We start from the raw sequence: 16809 nt of genomic DNA, 5'->3' as shown, positions 1-16809 counted from the left end.
TTCATGTCCTTCCAGAGGTGCGGTCCGCCCACCACGGGGTCGGATCGACGGGTTTTCCATCCTTGCGGAACTCGACATAGAGTTCCGGCGTCGCATTCGCATTTTCAGAGGCTGAGGTGCTCGCCACCCTCGCCTCTCCCATCGCACCGATCGGCTCGCCTGCTAGTACGGACTGACCCGGCGCGACGCTGATTCTGCTCATCCCCGCCAATACGACATGATAGCCGTCGCCGGCATTGAGGATCAAGAGTTGACCATAGGAGCGGAAAGGCCCCGCATAAAGAACACTTCCATCCGCCGGAGCGGTGACGATGGCGCCCGATTGTGTCGCAACCATGTCACCAAGCATGGTGCCGCCGATGCCGTCGTCGGCACCGAAGCGGCGTTTGATCCGTCCGGCGACAGGCAGCGCCAGCTGCCCCTGGAGCAGGGAAAATGGAGCAGAAGCAACAAGTTGATTGGCTTCAGGCACCACGGGAACGACGGGTTCGTTGGCTGCTTTTGCGGCCGCCTCAGCAGCCTTTCGCGCAGCTTCGGCATCGGCCGCCTGCTTCGCCGCCTGCTTGTCGAGCGAGGCGATCAAATCTTTGAGACTTTCCGCACGCGCCGCAAGTTCGATGGATTTTTTCGTTTCTTCGGCAAGAGCTGTCTCGGATTCCGAGCGCAGCCGGTTCTTGGCTTCGAGCAACAGATCGAGTCGCGCCTTTTCGCCGGCCTGCGCCGTCATAGCCGTCGTCAGGCGGTCGCGCTCCGCCTCGATCGAGGCCACAACCCGTGACAGCTCCTTGAGGTCGGCCATCAGTATCTCGGTCTCCGAGCGCAGCTCGGGCACCACGGCGCCGAGCAGGATGGCGCTGCGGATCGACGACAGCGCGTCCTCCGGCTTGACCAGGATCGCCGGTGGCGGATTGAGGCCCATCCGCTGCAGCGCCCCCAGAACCTCCGCCAGCACGCCACGACGCATGTTGAGCGAGGTGCGGATGCCCGTCTCCTGCTCCTTCAGCCCCTCTACCTTGCCGGCGATGTCCTCGATGTCCTGGGCAAGCTTGCGTTCCGTCTTGGCCGACTGGATCAGCGCTGCGGTGATCGAAGCGTGATCCTTCTTCACCTGGGCGATCTCGGCCGCCAGCTTTTCGCGCCGCTCGGCTGAAACCTCGATGACGCGCGACAGGTTCTCGAGTTCGGAGCGGGTTCGGTCCGGATCCGGCAAAGGCGGGCCGACTTGCGCCAGCGCGGCACCGCAGGCCAGCGCGATCCAGCCTGCCGCGACGATGCCGCGGCATGGTTGGAGCCACGCCTTCACTGGGGAATTCCGCGCCATGCGATGATCCGGTTCTATGCTTGCGACTCTAGCGGCGGCATCGTTAACGAACCATCAACCATGTTTGGCCGGCCTGACCGCGAGCGGACATTTGACCAGCCATTTTGTCAAATTCCGGACGCTGCCATTTTTTCGTGTTCGAACCTGTATAATGGATGCGATACGCCTTGTCGGAGAACCCGCGTGACAAGACTAAAGAGGTTCCTCTCACTGGCATGCATCTGCTCGGCGCTTGTCGCAGCGACGGAGGCGTTGACCATCGAGAGCCGCGCTATAGGCGATGTATATTCGTTCTACGAATACTTGCCTGGTCAGGACCTTGCCGGAACAGCCCAAGAAAAGCTCGCAACCTTGGCATGCCGGAAAAGGACGGCGCTGCCTTTCTACTTCGGCACGAGCGTTTTCAGCTGCAATATGCAGACCTTGTGCGGCAAGCCTATCGAGCACGTAGTCCACTATTCCCGAACCAGAGGCGCATACATGGTGCCGGATCCATTTGCTGAACGGTTCGCCAGATCCTGCCCGGAAATGTTGACTGACAAGGCGCTTGCCGAAATCTCGGCCCAGCTTGGTCAGGGTGGCTAGTCCGCTACATCAGTCCAGTCACGCGCGATGATAGGGATGCCCTGAAAGAATCGTCGCCGCACGATAGAGCTGCTCGCCCAGCATGATGCGGACCATCTGGTGCGGCCAGGTCGCGGCACCGAACGAAATCAGCATCCGGGCTTCGTTGCGCAGTGCCTCGTCGTGGCCGTCAGGACCGCCAATGGCAATCATCACGCCGCGCTGGCCGCCGTCGCGCAGCGACGACATCTTGTCGGCAAATTGTTGCGAAGAAAGGTTCCTGCCGCGTTCGTCGAGCAGGATGAGTGCAGTTCCCGGCGCCATCTGTGCGCGCAGCCTGTCCGCCTCATCACGCCGCCGTTCGTCGACGGTCTGGCCGCGGCTTTCGGCAATCTCGGTGACGCCTGAAAAGTCGAGGCCAAGCGGACCGCCGCTTTTCGAGAACCGGTCGAGATAGCGGTCGGCGAGTTCCTTCTCGGGGCCGGCTTTCATCCGGCCCACGGCATGTACCCAGACTTTCATCCCTGACGTCTAGCGGCTCAATGAACCGTTTCTTCCTCGAGATCCGGTGCCTGCCACATCTTTTCGATGTTGTAGAACTCGCGGATTTCGGGGCGGAAGACATGGACGATGATATCGCCTGAATCGATGAGGACCCAGTCGGCTCCCGACAGCCCCTCGACGCGTGCAGTGCCGAGACCGGCATCCTTCAGCGCAGTGAGCAGATGATCGGCCACCGCTGCGACATGACGGTGCGATCGACCCGAGGCGATGACCATATAGTCGCCGAGGCTCGATTTGCCCTGGATGTCGATGGAGACGATGTTTTCGGCCTTGGAGTCTTCCAGACTGTCAAGGACTGTCTTGAGGGCGCGGGTGACAGCGTCGAATTCGCCTATCCCGGCCGGCGAAGGCATGATGTCTGCCTTCTTCCGAAGTGCTGTTCTCAGTGTCTTTCCTTTCCGACAGGAACAACCAAATCACCCTGAACTCGGGCGACACCATTTAGATAGGCAGAGTTGGGCTACAGTTTCAAGACAGCGACGACAAGTTGATCGTCCGGCAGCGCCCGCCGCCTGGGTTCCTAGGGCTCGGTCGATGGCGGCACCTGCGCCGACATGGGCGAGAAACTGCCCGCTTCGCCCTCCGGAACCGCCTGGTTGATGCGCAGGCGCCAGAGCACGAAAGCGGTGAACAACGCAGCGATGGCTGTCGCGACATACATGAACGCCTGGGTGCCGTAGAACGCGGTCAGCAAGGTGCCGAGGCCGGGCACGATGAAGCCCGAGAGTGACCAGGCAAACAGCATGCTGCTCGACAGCGCAACGAGATCATCCTTGCGGGCGCGGTCGCTCGCATGCGCGCTCGACAGCGAATAGATTGATTCGCTCGCCCCGCTCCACACGACATAGATCGCGACCATCAGCGCCAAGGCACTGCCGTCGAAACGGTTTGCCGCAAGCCCGGCGACCACCACCAAAATCCCTGCTGCGACGAGCACATAGCGCCGGTCGGTACGATCGGAGATCCAGCCCAATGGAATCTGGAACAGAAGCGTGCCGAGCGGCATGGCAAACAGCAGTGTCGCCACCTCTTGCTGGCTGAAGCCGCTTGCCGTGGCATGGATCGGCGCAAAGCCGGCGATCATCATCGACAGCCCACCGACGGCAAGCATGCCGGCAACGCCGACCGGAGAGATCCGCCACGCCCGCGCGAGCGCCACGGAGGCGGCCAGCGGCGGCGGTGGCTGGCGCAGCCGGGTCAGCCCGACGGGCAGGATGGAAATGGCGGCGAAGGCGACACAGAGCAGCGGCGCCTGCGGCGTTGCGATGTCGACGAAGCGCAGCAGAAACGAGCCAACGCCAAGGCCGACGACATAAGCGACGTAGAAGATCGCCATGATCCGGCCGCGTACATCGTTGCCGACGGCATCGTTGAGCCAGCTCTGCGCCACGATGAACAGCCCGCAAATCGCAAAACCGTAGAGCACCCGCGCAGCGATCCAGGCGAGCGGAAACAGTCCCGCCGCCACGGCAACGTTGGAAAGCACGATCAGCGCGGAAAACACCATATAGGCCCTGGCATGGCCGACACGGCGCACCAGCATGCCGGTGAGCAGGCACCCGGCCAGGCCGCCCGCCGACAGTCCAGTCAGGATCGAGCCGGCCCAGGTCGGGGCATATCCCGCAGCACCCAGGCTGACCGGAATGTAGCCGAACATCAGGCCATTGCCGACGGCGAGCAGCGCCATCGCCAGGATCACGCCGGCAACCGCGATCGCCGGTGTCCGTTCGCCCTCCTCGGCCGTACTCGTGTCGTCCCGCATATCCATGCAGCAACCTCGCCCGTCCACGGCGCTGGCGCAGCCGCAATTGCGACATCGAGCATGCTGGCGAGGCCAAAAAAGGCGGGCAGGACGTCGTATTGACATCGACATCGCTGCAAAAAGGCGCTGTGCAGCAAGCGCGATCAAATGCACCGTCCCGGCAACAGGCATATCGGGGCGTCCTCATGCGGAAATACCTATGACCCCCGTTCAAAAAGCCATCTGGTACATCGAAAGCCACTATTCCAGGGACATCGGGCTCGACGAGGTCGCCGCCGCCGGCGGCGTCTCGCGCTTCCACATGTCCCGCGCCTTCGCTGCCGCCACCGGCCATTCGGTCACGGGCTATCTCAGAGCCCGCCGCCTGACAGATGCGGCGCATGCGCTGGCCAAAGGCGCGCCCGACATTCTGGCGGTCGCGCTTGACGCCGGTTATGGCTCGCATGAGGCGTTCACCCGGGCCTTCCGCGACCGCTTCGGGCAGACGCCCGAGGAGGTGCGCGCGAACGGCTCCGTTTCCCAGCCCCAATGCCTGGAGCTTCTCAAGATGGACGAAACCTTTGTCGAAAACCTTGCTCCGTCGCGCTTTGTCGACGGCGGCCCCTTGCTCATCGCCGGCTTCGGCGAGCGCTACACCAGCGAGACGAGCCTGGCGATCCCGTCGCTGTGGCAGCGTTTCGGCCCGCATTTCGGCAGTGTGCCCGGCCAGAAGAACTATGTCGGCTACGGCGTCTGCCACAACTTTGACGACGACAGCTTCGAATACATCGCCGGCGTCGAGGTCAAGGATTTCTCGGACTTGACATCGGAGTACAGCCGGTTGCGCATCGCCCCGCAGCGCTATGCGGTGTTTGCCACCACCGACCATATCTCGATGATCCGCCGCATTACCCATACGGTGTGGAGCAAGTGGTTGCCGACATCGGGATATGAAGCCGCCGACGGTCCCAATTTCGAGCTCTACCCCGAAAGCTTCGACGGGGCGACGGGCAATGGCGGCTACGAGCTCTGGATCCCGATCAAGAGCTAGCGCAATTCCAGGAGAAGGTGCGCAGCGGTTTTCCCTCCGGAACTGGCCAGACAAAGAGCTGGAGTGTCTTCGCTTTTCGAAGACAATGCGGAACCGCTTTAGGACTTGTCCTTGGCTGTCCCGTTCCTGAGCGCCGTCGACGACAGCAGGGAACGGGGCCCGTGGATGAAGGTCCAGGCAGGGGCCTTCATCCGCGCCAGCAGCGGGGCGTCGCCCTCGTCGACGCGTGCATAATCGAAGGTCTTGGCGACCACCGACGAGAGAAACGACAGCGTCGCCCCAGGCCGGTCGATGACGGCGATCGGGAAGGTCATGACGATCTGGCGCCAGCGCTGCCAACGATGAAAGTCGCGCAGATTGTCGGCGCCCATGATCCAGACGAAATCGACACCGGGATTGCGCGCCTTGATCAGCGCCAGCGTGTCGGCAGTGTAGCGAACACGGTGCGCGGCCTCGAAGGCAGTGACCTTGATGCGCGGGTTTTCCGCAATCTGTTCCGACAGTTCGATGCGCCTGGCGAGCGGTGCCAGCTCGCGCGTGCTCTTCAACGGATTTCCGGGCGTGACCATCCACCACAACTGGTCGAGTTGCAGGCGACGCATGGCGATCTCGGTGACAAGACCATGACCGGCATGCGGCGGATTGAACGATCCACCGAACAGCCCGACCTGCATGCCCTTCATCGCATGTGGCATGCGCAGGTACTTTTGGGGAACTGGCGGCTCCGACGGCAACAGCAACTTTAGGCCCCCTGAGCCGTCACACCAGCCCGATGCTTTCCGTCACGGCCGAAGCTGGCCGTTACCGCGCACACGGTACTTGAATGAGGTCAGTTGCTCGACGCCGACCGGTCCGCGCGCATGCATCTTGCCGGTGGCGATGCCGATCTCGGCACCCATGCCGAACTCGCCACCGTCGGCGAACTGCGTCGAGGCATTGTGCAGCAGGATTGCCGAGTCGATCTCGTTGAAGAAACGTTCGACGGCCTTCGCATCTTCGGCGACGATCGCCTCGGTGTGGTGCGAGGAGAACGTCTCGATATGTTCGATCGCGCCTGAAACACCGTCTACAAGCTTCACCGAGATGATGGCGTCGAGATACTCGGTCACCCAGTCGGCATCGGTAGCGGGCTTGGCATCGGTAAAGACCGCAAGGACGTCTTCGTCGGCATGGATTTCGCAGCCGGCCTTGCGCAGCGCTTCCAGCACCGGCACCAGATGGGTAGCGGCCACAGCACGGTCGACAAGCAGGGTCTCGGCCGCCCCGCAGATACCAGTGCGACGCATCTTGGCGTTGACGGTTAGGCCCACCGCCATGTCGAGCTCGGCCGACTTGTCGATGTAGAGATGGCAGATGCCTTCGAGATGGGCGAAAACGGGCACGCGCGCCTCGGTCTGGACGCGCTCGACGAGGCTCTTGCCGCCGCGCGGGATGATGACGTCGAGATTGCCCGACAGGCCCTTGAGCATTTCGCCCACCGCTGCACGATCAGCCACCGGCACCAGCTGGATCGCGTCTTCGGGCAGATTGGCCGCCTTCAGCCCCTCGACCAGGCAGGCATGGATCGCCAGCGACGAATTGAGCGAGTCCGAGCCACCGCGCAGAATCACCGGGTTGCCCGCCTTGAGACACAAGGCACCGGCATCGGCAGTCACATTGGGGCGGCTCTCATAGATCACGCCGATGACGCCAAGCGGCGTGCGCACGCGCTCGATATGCAGGCCGTTGGGCCGGTCCCAACTGGCGATCACCTCACCGACCGGATCCTTGAGCTCGGCAATCGCCCGGATGCCGTCGGCCATGTCGCGGATGCGGCCGGACGTCAGCTTGAGGCGATCCATGAACGAGCCGCTCAGTCCCGCTTCCTCGCCGTTCTTCACGTCGATGGCGTTGGCGTCGAGGATTTCATCCTGGCGGCGGATGGTGGCTTCGGCCATGCCGATCAGCGCGGCATGCTTGCGTTCGGCCTTGGCGATGGCGAGTGGGCGGGCGGCGGCACGAGCCTTGCGGCCGATCTCGGTCATCAGCCGCGCCGTATCCTCATGGGACTTCTCATGCGCCTTCAGCATGTCCTACCCTTCCGCTTGCACCGCAATCTTATCCGTATGGCTGACCACGAGGTCGTCGCGATGGATCATCGCCGAACGCGCCTCATAACCAAGCACGGTCTCGATCTCCGTCGTCTTCAGCCCAGCGATCCTTACGGCATCCGCAGCGTCATAGGCAACCAGCCCGCGCGCGATCTCGCGGCCTTCGGGCGACAGGATCGCCACCGTGTCGCCGCGCGAGAAATTGCCGCTGACGAGCTTCACGCCGGCCGGCAGCAGCGACTTGCCCGAAAGCAACGCACCGACGGCACCCGCATCGACGGTCAGCCGTCCTGCGGGCTCGAGCTGGCCGGCGATCCAGCTCTTGTAGCCCTTCACCGGGTTGCCGCTTGGCCGAAACAGCGTGGAGCGTTCGCCGCGTTCGATCGCCGTCAGCGGCGACAGACGCGTGCCGGCGGTGATGATCATCGCCGTACCGGCCGCAGTGGCGATCTTGCCGGCGTCGATCTTTGTCCGCATGCCGCCGCGCGACAGTTCGGACGCAGCTCCCCCGGCCATCGCCTCGATATCAGGCGTGATACGGTCGACGACCGGGATGAACTTGGCATTCGGGTCGCTTGCCGGCGGGGCGGTATAGAGCCCGTCTATGTCGGACAGCAGCACCAGCAGATCCGAGCCCATCATCGTCGCCACCCGCGCCGCCAGGCGATCATTGTCGCCATAGCGGATTTCGCTCGTCGCCACCGTATCGTTTTCATTGATGACCGGCACCGCGTTCATCTTGAGCAGCGTCGAGATGGTGGCGCGCGCATTGAGATAGCGCCGGCGCTCCTCGGTATCGCCGAGCGTAACCAGGATCTGGCCCGACTTCAGCCCCTTGCGGCCGAGCTCTTCCGCCCAGGCGCCCGACAGTGCGATCTGGCCGACAGCGGCAGCCGCCTGGCTCTCCTCGAGCTTAAGGGCGCGCTTGCCGAGGCCAAGGATGGTGCGGCCGAGCGCGATTGCGCCTGACGAGACGACGAGCACATCGGCGCCGCCTTCGGCGAGCGTTGCGATGTCGTCGGCCATCGATGCCAGCCATTCGCGCTTGAGGCCGGTCGATCGGTCGACAAGCAGCGCAGAGCCGATCTTGACGGTGATGCGCTTGTAGGTCCGAAGCGAAGGGATCGTCATGGCAGGAGCCTACTTCGTCCAGCGCGCGTCGGAGGGTGCCACCTCGCCGCTGGCCTGCCGCGCTTCCTCAACGACGCTCATCAGCGAACGCAACGTCTCTTCGACGCCTTCGCGGGTGACCGCTGAAAGCAGGATCGGCGCACGTCCGGCGGCACGCTTCAGCGACGCCACCTTCTTCTTGCGTTCGTCCGGGTCGAGCGTGTCGACCTGCGACAGCGCCACGATCTCGATCTTGTCGGTCAGCCCATGGCCATAGGCTTCGAGCTCGCCGCGCACGACCTTGTAGGCCTTGCCCGGGTTTTCTTCCTGCGCCGAAACGAGATGCAGCAGCACACGCGTACGCTCGACATGGCCGAGGAAGCGGTCGCCGATGCCAACGCCTTCATGTGCACCTTCGATGAGGCCAGGGATGTCGGCGATGACGAATTCGCGCGCGTCGATGCGGGCGACGCCGAGGCCCGGATGCAGCGTGGTGAAGGGATAGTCGGCGATCTTGGGCTTGGCCGCCGTGACCGAGGCAAGGAAGGTCGACTTGCCGGCATTGGGCAGGCCGACCAGGCCAGCGTCGGCGATCAGCTTGAGCCTGAGCCAGACCCACATCTCCTGGCCGTCCAGGCCGGGATTGGCGCGCCGCGGCGCCTGGTTCGTCGAGGTCTTGAAATGCTGGTTGCCGAAGCCGCCATTGCCGCCCTTGGCGAGCAGGTAGCGCTGGCCGACCTGCGTCAGGTCGCAGATCAGCGTCTCGTTGTCTTCTTCATAGACTTGCGTGCCGACCGGCACCTTGAGCGTGATGTCGGCACCCTTGGCGCCGGTCATGTTGCGGCCCATTCCGTGAATGCCGGTCTGCGCCTTGAAATGCTGCTGGTAGCGATAATCGATCAGCGTGTTGAGGCCGTCGACGACCTCCAGCCAGACGTCGCCGCCACGGCCGCCGTCACCACCGTCCGGTCCACCGAACTCGATGAATTTTTCGCGCCTGAACGACACCGCGCCGGCACCGCCGTTGCCGGAGCGGATGTATACCTTGGCCTGGTCGAGAAATTTCATCGGACTGTTCGTTTCTTGTTGCTATTTGGTTGTTTCAGCGAACCTGCCATAACGCAAGGCGTGGCTAAGGGCGAGAGCGGATTGGAAACCGCCTGAAATGACGGGGAGATTTCGACAGTGAAGCTGGTCACCTACAACACCCAGTACGGCATCGGCCGGGATGGTCGCTACGACCTCGAACGCATTGCTGCCGGCGTTGCGGGCGCCGACATCATCGCCCTGCAGGAGGTGACCCGCAATTTCATGCGCAACAATGGCGCCGACATGGTCGCCGACCTCGCCGAATTGCTGCCCGACTACTTCCACATCTACGGCGTCGCCATGGACATCGACTTCGGCCTGCTCGAGAATGGCAAGCCGGCCAACAAGCGACTGCAGTTCGGCAACATGGTCTTGTCGCGCTGGCCGATCGTCGCGTCGCGCTGCCTGCTTCTGCCGAGAACCCGGCGTCTCAACCGCGGCAACCTGCAGCGCGCCGCGCTCGAAGCGCTCATCATGGCGCCGTCCGGTCCGCTGCGCGTCTATTCGGTGCATCTCGACCATATAAATCTCGAAGAGCGAATGACGCAGATCCGTCATCTCAAGGAGCGGGTCTACGCCTATCCGATGGAAGGCGGCGTCATATCGGGCGCTGCCGAATACGGATTCCCCGAGCTCCCCTGCCCCGAGGAATTCGTGCTTCTGGGTGACTTCAACATGGTGCCGGGCTCGCCCGAACATCTTGCGATGATCGGTGTGCCCGACGCCGTCGAAGGCGCCCAGATCGTCGCCCATCACCCTGTCGACGCCTACGCGCTGGCGGGTGGCATTCCGGATGGATCGGTCTCCTGGACCGACACGACCCACCCGGAAAAAACCCGCCTCATCGACTACGTCTTCGTTCAGGCCAACTTGGCCGCCAAGGTCAAATCCGTCCGCATCGACAGCGATGCGGCAGGCTCCGACCACCAGCCGGTGTGGGTCGAGCTGAACTAAGCGGTCAACTTAGAACCGCGCCCACGACCGGAGGCTCGCCCAGGTCTTGCGGTCGAGCCGGTAGCGCTCGACCGGAACCTGGCCGGCGACGATCGAGTTCAGCATGCCCTGACCGGCATACTGGAAGCCACACTTGTGGATCACCCGCCGCGAGGCCGGGTTGATGACCCGGCACGAGACGTTGAGCACGGCGACATCGGTCGCGCGGAATGCGAGATCGACAAGCGCATGCGCTGCCTCGGTGGCATAGCCCGACTTCCAGTAGGGTTCGCCGATCCAGTAGCCGAGCTCGAGGCCGCGGTCGGTGACGTTGAGGCCGGCAGAACCGACAAAGGCGCCGGTGTCGGCGATGGTGATGGCATAGACCGCCCCGCCGCTCCTGCTACGCGCCATCGAAAGGAAGGCCCGCGCCTCGGCCTCGCCATAGGGATGAGGCATCCGCGACAGCATCTCGGCGATGTGCCGGTTGTCGGCCAGCTGCACCAGCTCGGGGATGTCGTCCTCGTGCGGCGGGCGCAGGACCAGCCGTTCGGTCAGCAATATCGGGCAGTCGATAGACAATCTTTCGTCTTCGACGTCGTCCTTTTCAGCAACCATGTCAAAATCCTCCAGGAAAAATGAAAAAGGGGAGATGGAAACCCATCTCCCCTGATCCTTTTCCTGGCTTGGCCAGACACCGGTTCCCGAGATGGGGCGCCGGTGTTGTAGTGCGGAACCGGCTACTCCGCGGCCTTGAGAATCGGGTTCACCGATACGTAGGTTCGGCCATTGGCTTTTTTATTGAAGGTCACGGCGCCTGCTTCGAGCGCAAAAAGCGTATGATCCTTGCCCATGCCGACGTTGACGCCGGGATGCCAGGTCGTGCCGCGTTGACGAACGATAATGTTGCCCGGAATCACGGATTCGCTACCGAACTTCTTGACGCCAAGGCGCTTCGACTCTGAATCGCGACCGTTGCGCGACGAACCGCCAGCTTTTTTATGTGCCATGGATGTTCTCCTTCAGCGCTCTGATTACTCTGATTCCGCGACGGCTGCAGCCTTTTTCGGCGCTGCCTTCTTCGCGGGCTTTTCTGCAGCAACGTCAGCTGCGGCTTCGGCCTTCACTGCCGCCTTCTTCGAAGGCTTCGCACCGCCGGTCAGGATCTCGGAGATCCGGACAGTAGTGTGGTGCTGGCGGTGACCGCGGGCGCGACGCGAATTCTGGCGACGACGCTTCTTGAAGGCGATGACGGTCTTGTTGCGGCCGTGCTCGACCACTTCCGCCGTCACCACTGCGCCAGCAACGAAGGGCGCGCCGATCTCGGCGTTTTCACCTTCGCCAACGGCGAGCACTTCAACGAATTCCACGGTGTCGCCGGCGGCGCCGACGAGCTTCTCAACCTTGATCACATCATTGGCGGCAACGCGATACTGCTTACCGCCCGTTTTGATGACTGCGAACATTTTATGCCTTTCGCTGTTCGGTCGGCCTTTTTGAACCACCGGAGCGGTTCGGCCGTCTTTTTGTCAGTCGTTACGGGTTCATGACAAACGGCGCAGAGAACCCTCCACGCCGATTGCAGGGGTGCCGTAACCGAAGGTTGCCATGAAGTCAAGGCGAACACCTTGGCAAAGCTGCACTTTTGCGGCCTGCCAAGCGCTCCGTGCCAACACGAGCCGCGCGGAGACCAAGTCTGGATACTGGCCTCAGCCTAAACAGACGACCAGCCGGGACCGCTTGGGGTCATGCCAAACACCCGTGAAACCAGCCCCTCGGACCGGATTTTCCGCCGGACTGACGCAGCGTCCGCCTGCCTAAATCGGCTCAATGAAAAAGATACGCCAACACGGCCACATTTGGCCTTGTGCGACAGGCCATGAGCCGTTATTTACTGCGCCGCGCCGGCAACGGCCGATCACGACCGCGGAGAGGTGGCAGAGTGGTCGAATGCACCGCACTCGAAATGCGGCATGGGTGCAAGCCCATCGGGGGTTCGAATCCCTCCCTCTCCGCCATTCCACCTGACAAGTCCAGAAATCTGAGCCGACCACCGGAACCCGCTCCTACAAGCAGTTCCGATGGATTGCGCTGATCTGGCCATGTCCGCTCGTTTGCAGGCTCGGAGCGGTCGCCGGAACCTTCCGGTCAGCGTGCGTGCGCACGCGCATGGTCGACATAGATCTCGCGCAGCCGCGTGACGACCGGTCCCGGCTTGCCGTCGCCGATCGGCTTGCCATCGATGCGGGTCACCGGCATGACGAAGGTCGAAGCGCTGGTTATGAAGGCTTCGGCAGCGGCCTGGGCTTCCTCGACGGTAAAGCGGCGTTGCTCGAGCGTCAGGCCGCCCTCCTCGGCCAACTGGACAAGCGCCTGCCGCGTACAGCCGGGCAGTGTGCGCTGGCTGTTGGCGGGAGAGACGATCTTGCCGTCATGCGTGACGATATAGGCGGTCGACGACGCACCTTCGGAGACATGACCGTCCTCGACCATCCACGCCTCGTCGCAACCTACCGCCTTGGCATCGCGCTTGGCCAACACCTGCGGCAGCAGGGACACGCTCTTGATGTCGCGCCTTGCCCAGCGCAGGTCGGCCACCGTCTTGACGGCAATGCCGGTCTTTGCTGCGGCAACATCGACAAGCACCTTCGGCTGCGTCAACAGCAGGAGCGTCGGTTCCAGCTCCTCGCCGAACAAAAAATTCCGCTCCTCGGCGCCCCGCGTCAGTTGCAGGTAGACAAGCCCTTCCTGCAAGCCGTTGCGCTCGATCAGACCATGTTCGACCGCCTCGATCGCTGCCGTGGTGATGGGCAGGCGCAAGCCAAGCTCGCGGGCCGAACGCTCCAGCCGCGCCATGTGCAGGTCGCTGTCGACAAGCTTGCCGTCGAGAACCGCCGTCACCTCATAGATGCCGTCGGCAAACAGGAAGCCGCGATCGAAGATCGACAGCTTGGCCTCAGCGGCCGGAAGGTAGCTGCCATTCAGCCAGACGATGCGGTCTTGTCCACCGGCCATAGGTACTCTCCAATGCAAGTGAGATGTCAGCGCGCCTTGTACAGCCTCAGCGCTTCCAGGGAAATTGCCTCGATGCGAGACGGCTTGCCGCTGCCGGCATCGCAGCCCTCGACCGTCTGCGCCATGCACAGCGAATTGAGGATCGCTTCTTCCGTCGCTTCGATCACCGCCTCGAACAGCGGCGACACCAGTTCGTTGGGCAGCGTTGGTGTGACGACGATGCCGGCACGCCGTCGAGGCGTGCGCCGCACGCTTTCATGGGTCGAGAACACCAGCGCATAGTCGCCCGAGCCGTTGCTGAGCGCAGCACCTGTCCTGGCAAGCCCGCCGAAGGTGCGCTGCCCCAAACGCTTGAGATTGCGCTCGCACAAGGGAGCGTCCGTCGCCACGACGATGACGATCGAGCCATCCTTGTCTTCCACGGCCGGGCTGGCATTCCAGCCATCGATCAGCAGACGCCCGCCATAGTTCGACTGCACCAGCACACCAACCGTGAAGGTCTCGCCGCTCTTGAAAGGCACAAGCCTCGAGCTTGTGCCGATACCGCCCTTCATGCCGAAGGCGACCGTGCCCGAACCTGCACCGACCGCACCTTCGACCACCGCTCCATCGGTGGCGGCAGCGATCGCCGACATGATCTCGGAAACATCCGGACGTCCGGCTCGGATGTCGTTCAGGCGGGAATCGTTGGTCTCGCCGACCACGGCATTGATCGACACGGCGCGGCTGTTGCCGGGCTGTGCCAGCGTGTGCGCATGGATCGCCTCGATGGCGCGGCCGGTCGCAAGCGTATTGGTAAGCACAACAGGCGTTTCGATCTCGCCCAGTTCTTCGAGCTGGGTCGAGCCGGCGAACTTGCCATAGCCATTGAACACGGCGATTGCCGCCGGCACCTTGTCGCGAAAAATGTTGCCGCCATGCGCCAGGATCGCGGTCGCGCCGGTGCGGATGGTCGCACCCTCGACGACGCTTGCGTGACCGACCAGAACACCTGCGACATCGGTGATGCCGTTGAGCGGGCCGGGGGTGAAGACACCTGGCGCGATACCCAGGTCACGCAGCCGCCGGCGCGGCAATGTTTCGGAATTGTCTGTCATCGAACAATCCATAAGGCGGTTTGCCGGCCGGGAACATGGCAAAGATCGGTACCAGGACGGCGCCGTCTTCTATGCCAGGAGCCGACTTTCAGGCCACCCGACCTTTCGGCGTCATCGATGGTTCCGAAGGGCTTCCGCGCAGGCCTCGAGATAGGCATAGCCATATCTCAGGTCGGGTTCGAGATAGGCCCCCTCGCCCCACTCGTTCCACGCATTGATGAAGACGAGGCGCTCGTTTGCGGGATTGGCCTGCGCGCGCTTCATCGCGTCCCCGAGCCACTCCTCGAACAGACCAGGTGTGGAGCCATGGTAGATCTGGGCTGACGTCGGGCGGCGGGCGCTGTTGTCCCATGACGGCATGACGCCGGGATGGACGACGCCTGCCTCGACCGACTTCGCCTTCTCCGCCGCCACTACGTCAGCGTAGCTTCGAATGCGCCCGCTGTCCCGGAAGTGCGAGACAGACAAGCTGCTTTCGATGTTCGGTGTGCGGATATTGTGCGGCGGGAACTCGGACAGCGCATCGAAGCCGTAGTCCCGATGGGCGCTGAAGTCGAAAGCGTTCGTCGCGATCAGATAGATGCCGGGATAGCCCAGCCTGATCATCTCCTCGCGCCAACGCGCGATGGTCGCTTTCAGGTCCGGAAAGAGGCTCGCACGATAGACGGTGAAAACCGGCTTGCCTTCGATCTTCAGGTAGCGGGGATCGCGGAAGTACTTGTCGAGGCCGCGAACGACCGCGATGTCGTCCTCCGCCGAATGCCGTTGCGCCAGGAGCACATCCTGCTCGCGGCCGGACCAGCGTCGCGACCAGGTCTCGTTGGCCCAGCAAAGGCAGAACGGCAGATCGAGATCGGCGGTTTCCAGGTAGTGGTCCAGCGGTCCTTCCAGAAGTCGCCTGCCGCCGAACCAGTAGAGATGGAAGCAGAAGGCAGAGATGCCGTAGAGCTTGGCCAACTCGACCTGCCGGCGCATCACCTCAGGCAAGCGCAGGTCGTAGTAACCCAGTTCGCCCGGCAGGCGCGGCTGGTAATGACCCTCGAAGACCGGGAATGCGCGCGCCACGTTGCGCCACTCGGTGAAGCCGCGGCCCCACCACTCGTCGTTCTCCACCGTCGGATGGAACTGCGGGAGGTAATACGCCACCAGATGGACGTCGGTCCTGGGCGGGACGTCGCTGGCAATCGGCTTGTAGTCACTGGCCGGATAATGGCCTAGGAGATTGCGCACATGCGCATCGTTCAGACCATCCGTCCGCTGTGCCTTCGCCAGCCAGCGTGACGGTCGCGCGATCCGCCGCAACTTTCCCCAGACTCTGCGCAAGAAGGATGGCCTTTCACGCCACGGAGCGCCTGACAGCGCGTTCACCGGCGCTTCCCGAAACTGTTCATCGGGCCGCCATTCAGTCCGTTTGCAAAACCCAGAAGCTTGGAACGGCGCGCGCTGGAGAACAGCACATGTGGCCACAACAGCTTGAACCATGTGCGATAGCGTTCGGCCGGCACATCAAGCGGCATCTGGTGCTTGTTCATGACATAGACCAGCGAACGTCCCATCGCTTCGCCCTTGATGCGGCCCGACTCGATCGAGCGCGCGCTGGAGCGTCCTTCCGCGTGGTCGACAGCGGCGCCGCCGGCAAGCCGCAATTCGACGCCTGCCCGCCGCAGCCGGACACTGAGGTCGTCATCCTCGTGAAACAGGAAGATGTTCTGGTCGAACCCGCCTACCTGCTCGAAATGCGCGCGCCTGATGAAGATGCAGGCGCCGTGCAGGACCGGGATGGCGCAATCATGGTCGGGCGGCGCGCCATGCCAGAAGTCGGACGCCGGCAGCAGCCGCGACCAGCGCCTGAAGCGCCGTCGCGAACCGGAATAGAAACGCGGATTGAAGGCCGCAGCGGGGTGGGCGGCGGCAGCGGCGACAAGCGCCTCTATCGCACCCGCCTCGAAGCGAAGGTCGGGATTGGCAAGCAGCAGGAATGGCGCGTTGCCGGAGGCCGCACCGACATTGCAGGCGCTGCCATAACCGACATTTTCCTCGATCTCGATGACCTTCGCCCCGGCAGCCTCCGCAAGCGTCACGGAGTCGTCGACGCTGGCATTGTCGACGACAACAACATTTGCACAACCCGGAACAGTCGCCAAAAACACTGGCAAGACCGAGCCGCTGTTGTGGGTAACGACGATCAGATCCACTTCCGGTTTCATAAAGTCGTCCGCATCAACTTGACTTAA

The 16809-nt window shown here is 63.1% G+C and carries 18 protein-coding genes and 1 tRNA gene; 4 read left to right on the top strand and 15 right to left on the bottom strand.

All coding sequences use genetic code 11. The features are described 5' to 3' along the window. Position 1 precedes the first annotated feature (1 nt). Positions 2–1321: a murein hydrolase activator EnvC family protein gene (locus DY201_RS05650; protein ID WP_115730363.1), complete on the bottom strand. Its 1320-nt coding sequence runs from the start codon at positions 1319–1321 to the stop codon at positions 2–4. 183 nt (positions 1322–1504) lie between these two features. Between DY201_RS05650 and DY201_RS05645 the strand changes: the two genes are divergently transcribed. Continuing rightward, positions 1505–1906, top strand: a complete 402-nt coding sequence (locus DY201_RS05645) for a hypothetical protein (RefSeq protein WP_115730362.1) — start codon at positions 1505–1507, stop codon at positions 1904–1906. An 18-nt stretch (positions 1907–1924) separates the two neighbouring features. Here DY201_RS05645 and rlmH read toward each other — a convergent pair whose 3' ends face one another. The 3 genes from rlmH to DY201_RS05630 form a co-directional block, all read right to left on the bottom strand. Then, positions 1925–2407, bottom strand: coding sequence for a 23S rRNA (pseudouridine(1915)-N(3))-methyltransferase RlmH (gene rlmH / locus DY201_RS05640; protein WP_115730361.1), 483 nt, complete (start codon positions 2405–2407; stop codon positions 1925–1927). Between the two features lie 17 nt (positions 2408–2424). Then, the gene (gene rsfS / locus DY201_RS05635) at positions 2425–2802 is read right to left on the bottom strand and encodes a ribosome silencing factor (RefSeq protein ID WP_115730360.1); all 378 of its coding nucleotides are present in this window, start codon (positions 2800–2802) and stop codon (positions 2425–2427) included. A 167-nt stretch (positions 2803–2969) separates the two neighbouring features. Next, the gene (locus tag DY201_RS05630) at positions 2970–4217 is read right to left on the bottom strand and encodes an MFS transporter (RefSeq protein ID WP_115730359.1); all 1248 of its coding nucleotides are present in this window, start codon (positions 4215–4217) and stop codon (positions 2970–2972) included. A 193-nt stretch (positions 4218–4410) separates the two neighbouring features. On the opposite strand from DY201_RS05630, the gene DY201_RS05625 reads away from it, so the two are divergent. After that, entirely contained in the window at positions 4411–5241 is an 831-nt protein-coding gene (locus tag DY201_RS05625) for an AraC family transcriptional regulator (RefSeq protein ID WP_115730358.1), read from the top strand. Positions 5242–5339: 98 nt separating this feature from the next. On the opposite strand, the gene DY201_RS05620 is transcribed toward DY201_RS05625, so the two are convergent. From DY201_RS05620 to obgE, 4 genes are all read right to left on the bottom strand, one after another. Next, positions 5340–5936 carry a nicotinate-nucleotide adenylyltransferase gene (locus tag DY201_RS05620; protein WP_115730357.1) on the bottom strand — a complete coding sequence of 199 codons (597 nt, stop codon included), beginning with the start codon at positions 5934–5936 and terminating at the stop codon, positions 5340–5342. A gap of 87 nt (positions 5937–6023) precedes the next feature. Then, complete coding sequence (locus tag DY201_RS05615) at positions 6024–7310, bottom strand: glutamate-5-semialdehyde dehydrogenase (protein WP_115730356.1); 1287 nt, start codon at positions 7308–7310, stop codon at positions 6024–6026. A 3-nt stretch (positions 7311–7313) separates the two neighbouring features. Then, positions 7314–8456, bottom strand: a complete 1143-nt coding sequence (proB, locus tag DY201_RS05610) for a glutamate 5-kinase (protein ID WP_115733611.1) — start codon at positions 8454–8456, stop codon at positions 7314–7316. Between the two features lie 15 nt (positions 8457–8471). Next, on the bottom strand, positions 8472–9509 hold the full coding sequence (gene obgE / locus DY201_RS05605) for a GTPase ObgE (RefSeq protein WP_115730355.1): 1038 nt from the start codon (positions 9507–9509) through the stop codon (positions 8472–8474). A 117-nt stretch (positions 9510–9626) separates the two neighbouring features. On the opposite strand from obgE, the gene DY201_RS05600 reads away from it, so the two are divergent. Next, complete coding sequence (locus DY201_RS05600) at positions 9627–10484, top strand: endonuclease/exonuclease/phosphatase family protein (RefSeq protein ID WP_115730354.1); 858 nt, start codon at positions 9627–9629, stop codon at positions 10482–10484. Positions 10485–10493: 9 nt separating this feature from the next. On the opposite strand, the gene DY201_RS05595 is transcribed toward DY201_RS05600, so the two are convergent. The 3 genes from DY201_RS05595 to rplU all read right to left on the bottom strand — a co-directional run bounded on the left by DY201_RS05595 (position 10494) and on the right by rplU (position 11929). After that, entirely contained in the window at positions 10494–11081 is a 588-nt protein-coding gene (locus DY201_RS05595) for a GNAT family N-acetyltransferase (RefSeq protein ID WP_115730353.1), read from the bottom strand. Between the two features lie 122 nt (positions 11082–11203). Beyond that, the gene (gene rpmA / locus DY201_RS05590; protein WP_055974797.1) at positions 11204–11473 is read right to left on the bottom strand and encodes a 50S ribosomal protein L27; all 270 of its coding nucleotides are present in this window, start codon (positions 11471–11473) and stop codon (positions 11204–11206) included. A 24-nt stretch (positions 11474–11497) separates the two neighbouring features. Further along, on the bottom strand, positions 11498–11929 hold the full coding sequence (gene rplU, locus DY201_RS05585; protein WP_115730352.1) for a 50S ribosomal protein L21: 432 nt from the start codon (positions 11927–11929) through the stop codon (positions 11498–11500). Between the two features lie 462 nt (positions 11930–12391). Between rplU and DY201_RS05580 the strand changes: the two genes are divergently transcribed. Then, positions 12392–12481: transfer RNA gene (locus tag DY201_RS05580), tRNA-Ser, on the top strand. A 130-nt stretch (positions 12482–12611) separates the two neighbouring features. On the opposite strand, the gene DY201_RS05575 is transcribed toward DY201_RS05580, so the two are convergent. The 4 genes from DY201_RS05575 to DY201_RS05560 all read right to left on the bottom strand — a co-directional run bounded on the left by DY201_RS05575 (position 12612) and on the right by DY201_RS05560 (position 16782). Beyond that, positions 12612–13478 carry a D-amino-acid transaminase gene (locus DY201_RS05575; RefSeq protein ID WP_115730351.1) on the bottom strand — a complete coding sequence of 289 codons (867 nt, stop codon included), beginning with the start codon at positions 13476–13478 and terminating at the stop codon, positions 12612–12614. A gap of 26 nt (positions 13479–13504) precedes the next feature. Then, positions 13505–14575, bottom strand: coding sequence for a P1 family peptidase (locus tag DY201_RS05570; protein WP_115733610.1), 1071 nt, complete (start codon positions 14573–14575; stop codon positions 13505–13507). Positions 14576–14686: 111 nt separating this feature from the next. After that, positions 14687–15805, bottom strand: a complete 1119-nt coding sequence (locus tag DY201_RS05565) for a glycosyltransferase WbsX family protein (RefSeq protein WP_245431905.1) — start codon at positions 15803–15805, stop codon at positions 14687–14689. A 134-nt stretch (positions 15806–15939) separates the two neighbouring features. Next, the gene (locus DY201_RS05560) at positions 15940–16782 is read right to left on the bottom strand and encodes a glycosyltransferase family 2 protein (protein WP_115733609.1); all 843 of its coding nucleotides are present in this window, start codon (positions 16780–16782) and stop codon (positions 15940–15942) included. Positions 16783–16809: the final 27 nt, after the last annotated feature.

It is taken from the genome of Aminobacter aminovorans (assembly GCF_900445235.1).
Classification (GTDB): domain Bacteria; phylum Pseudomonadota; class Alphaproteobacteria; order Rhizobiales; family Rhizobiaceae; genus Aminobacter; species Aminobacter aminovorans.
The sequence above is the reverse complement of the archived record's forward strand: the minus strand, read 5'-3'. Positions and strand labels throughout refer to the sequence as shown.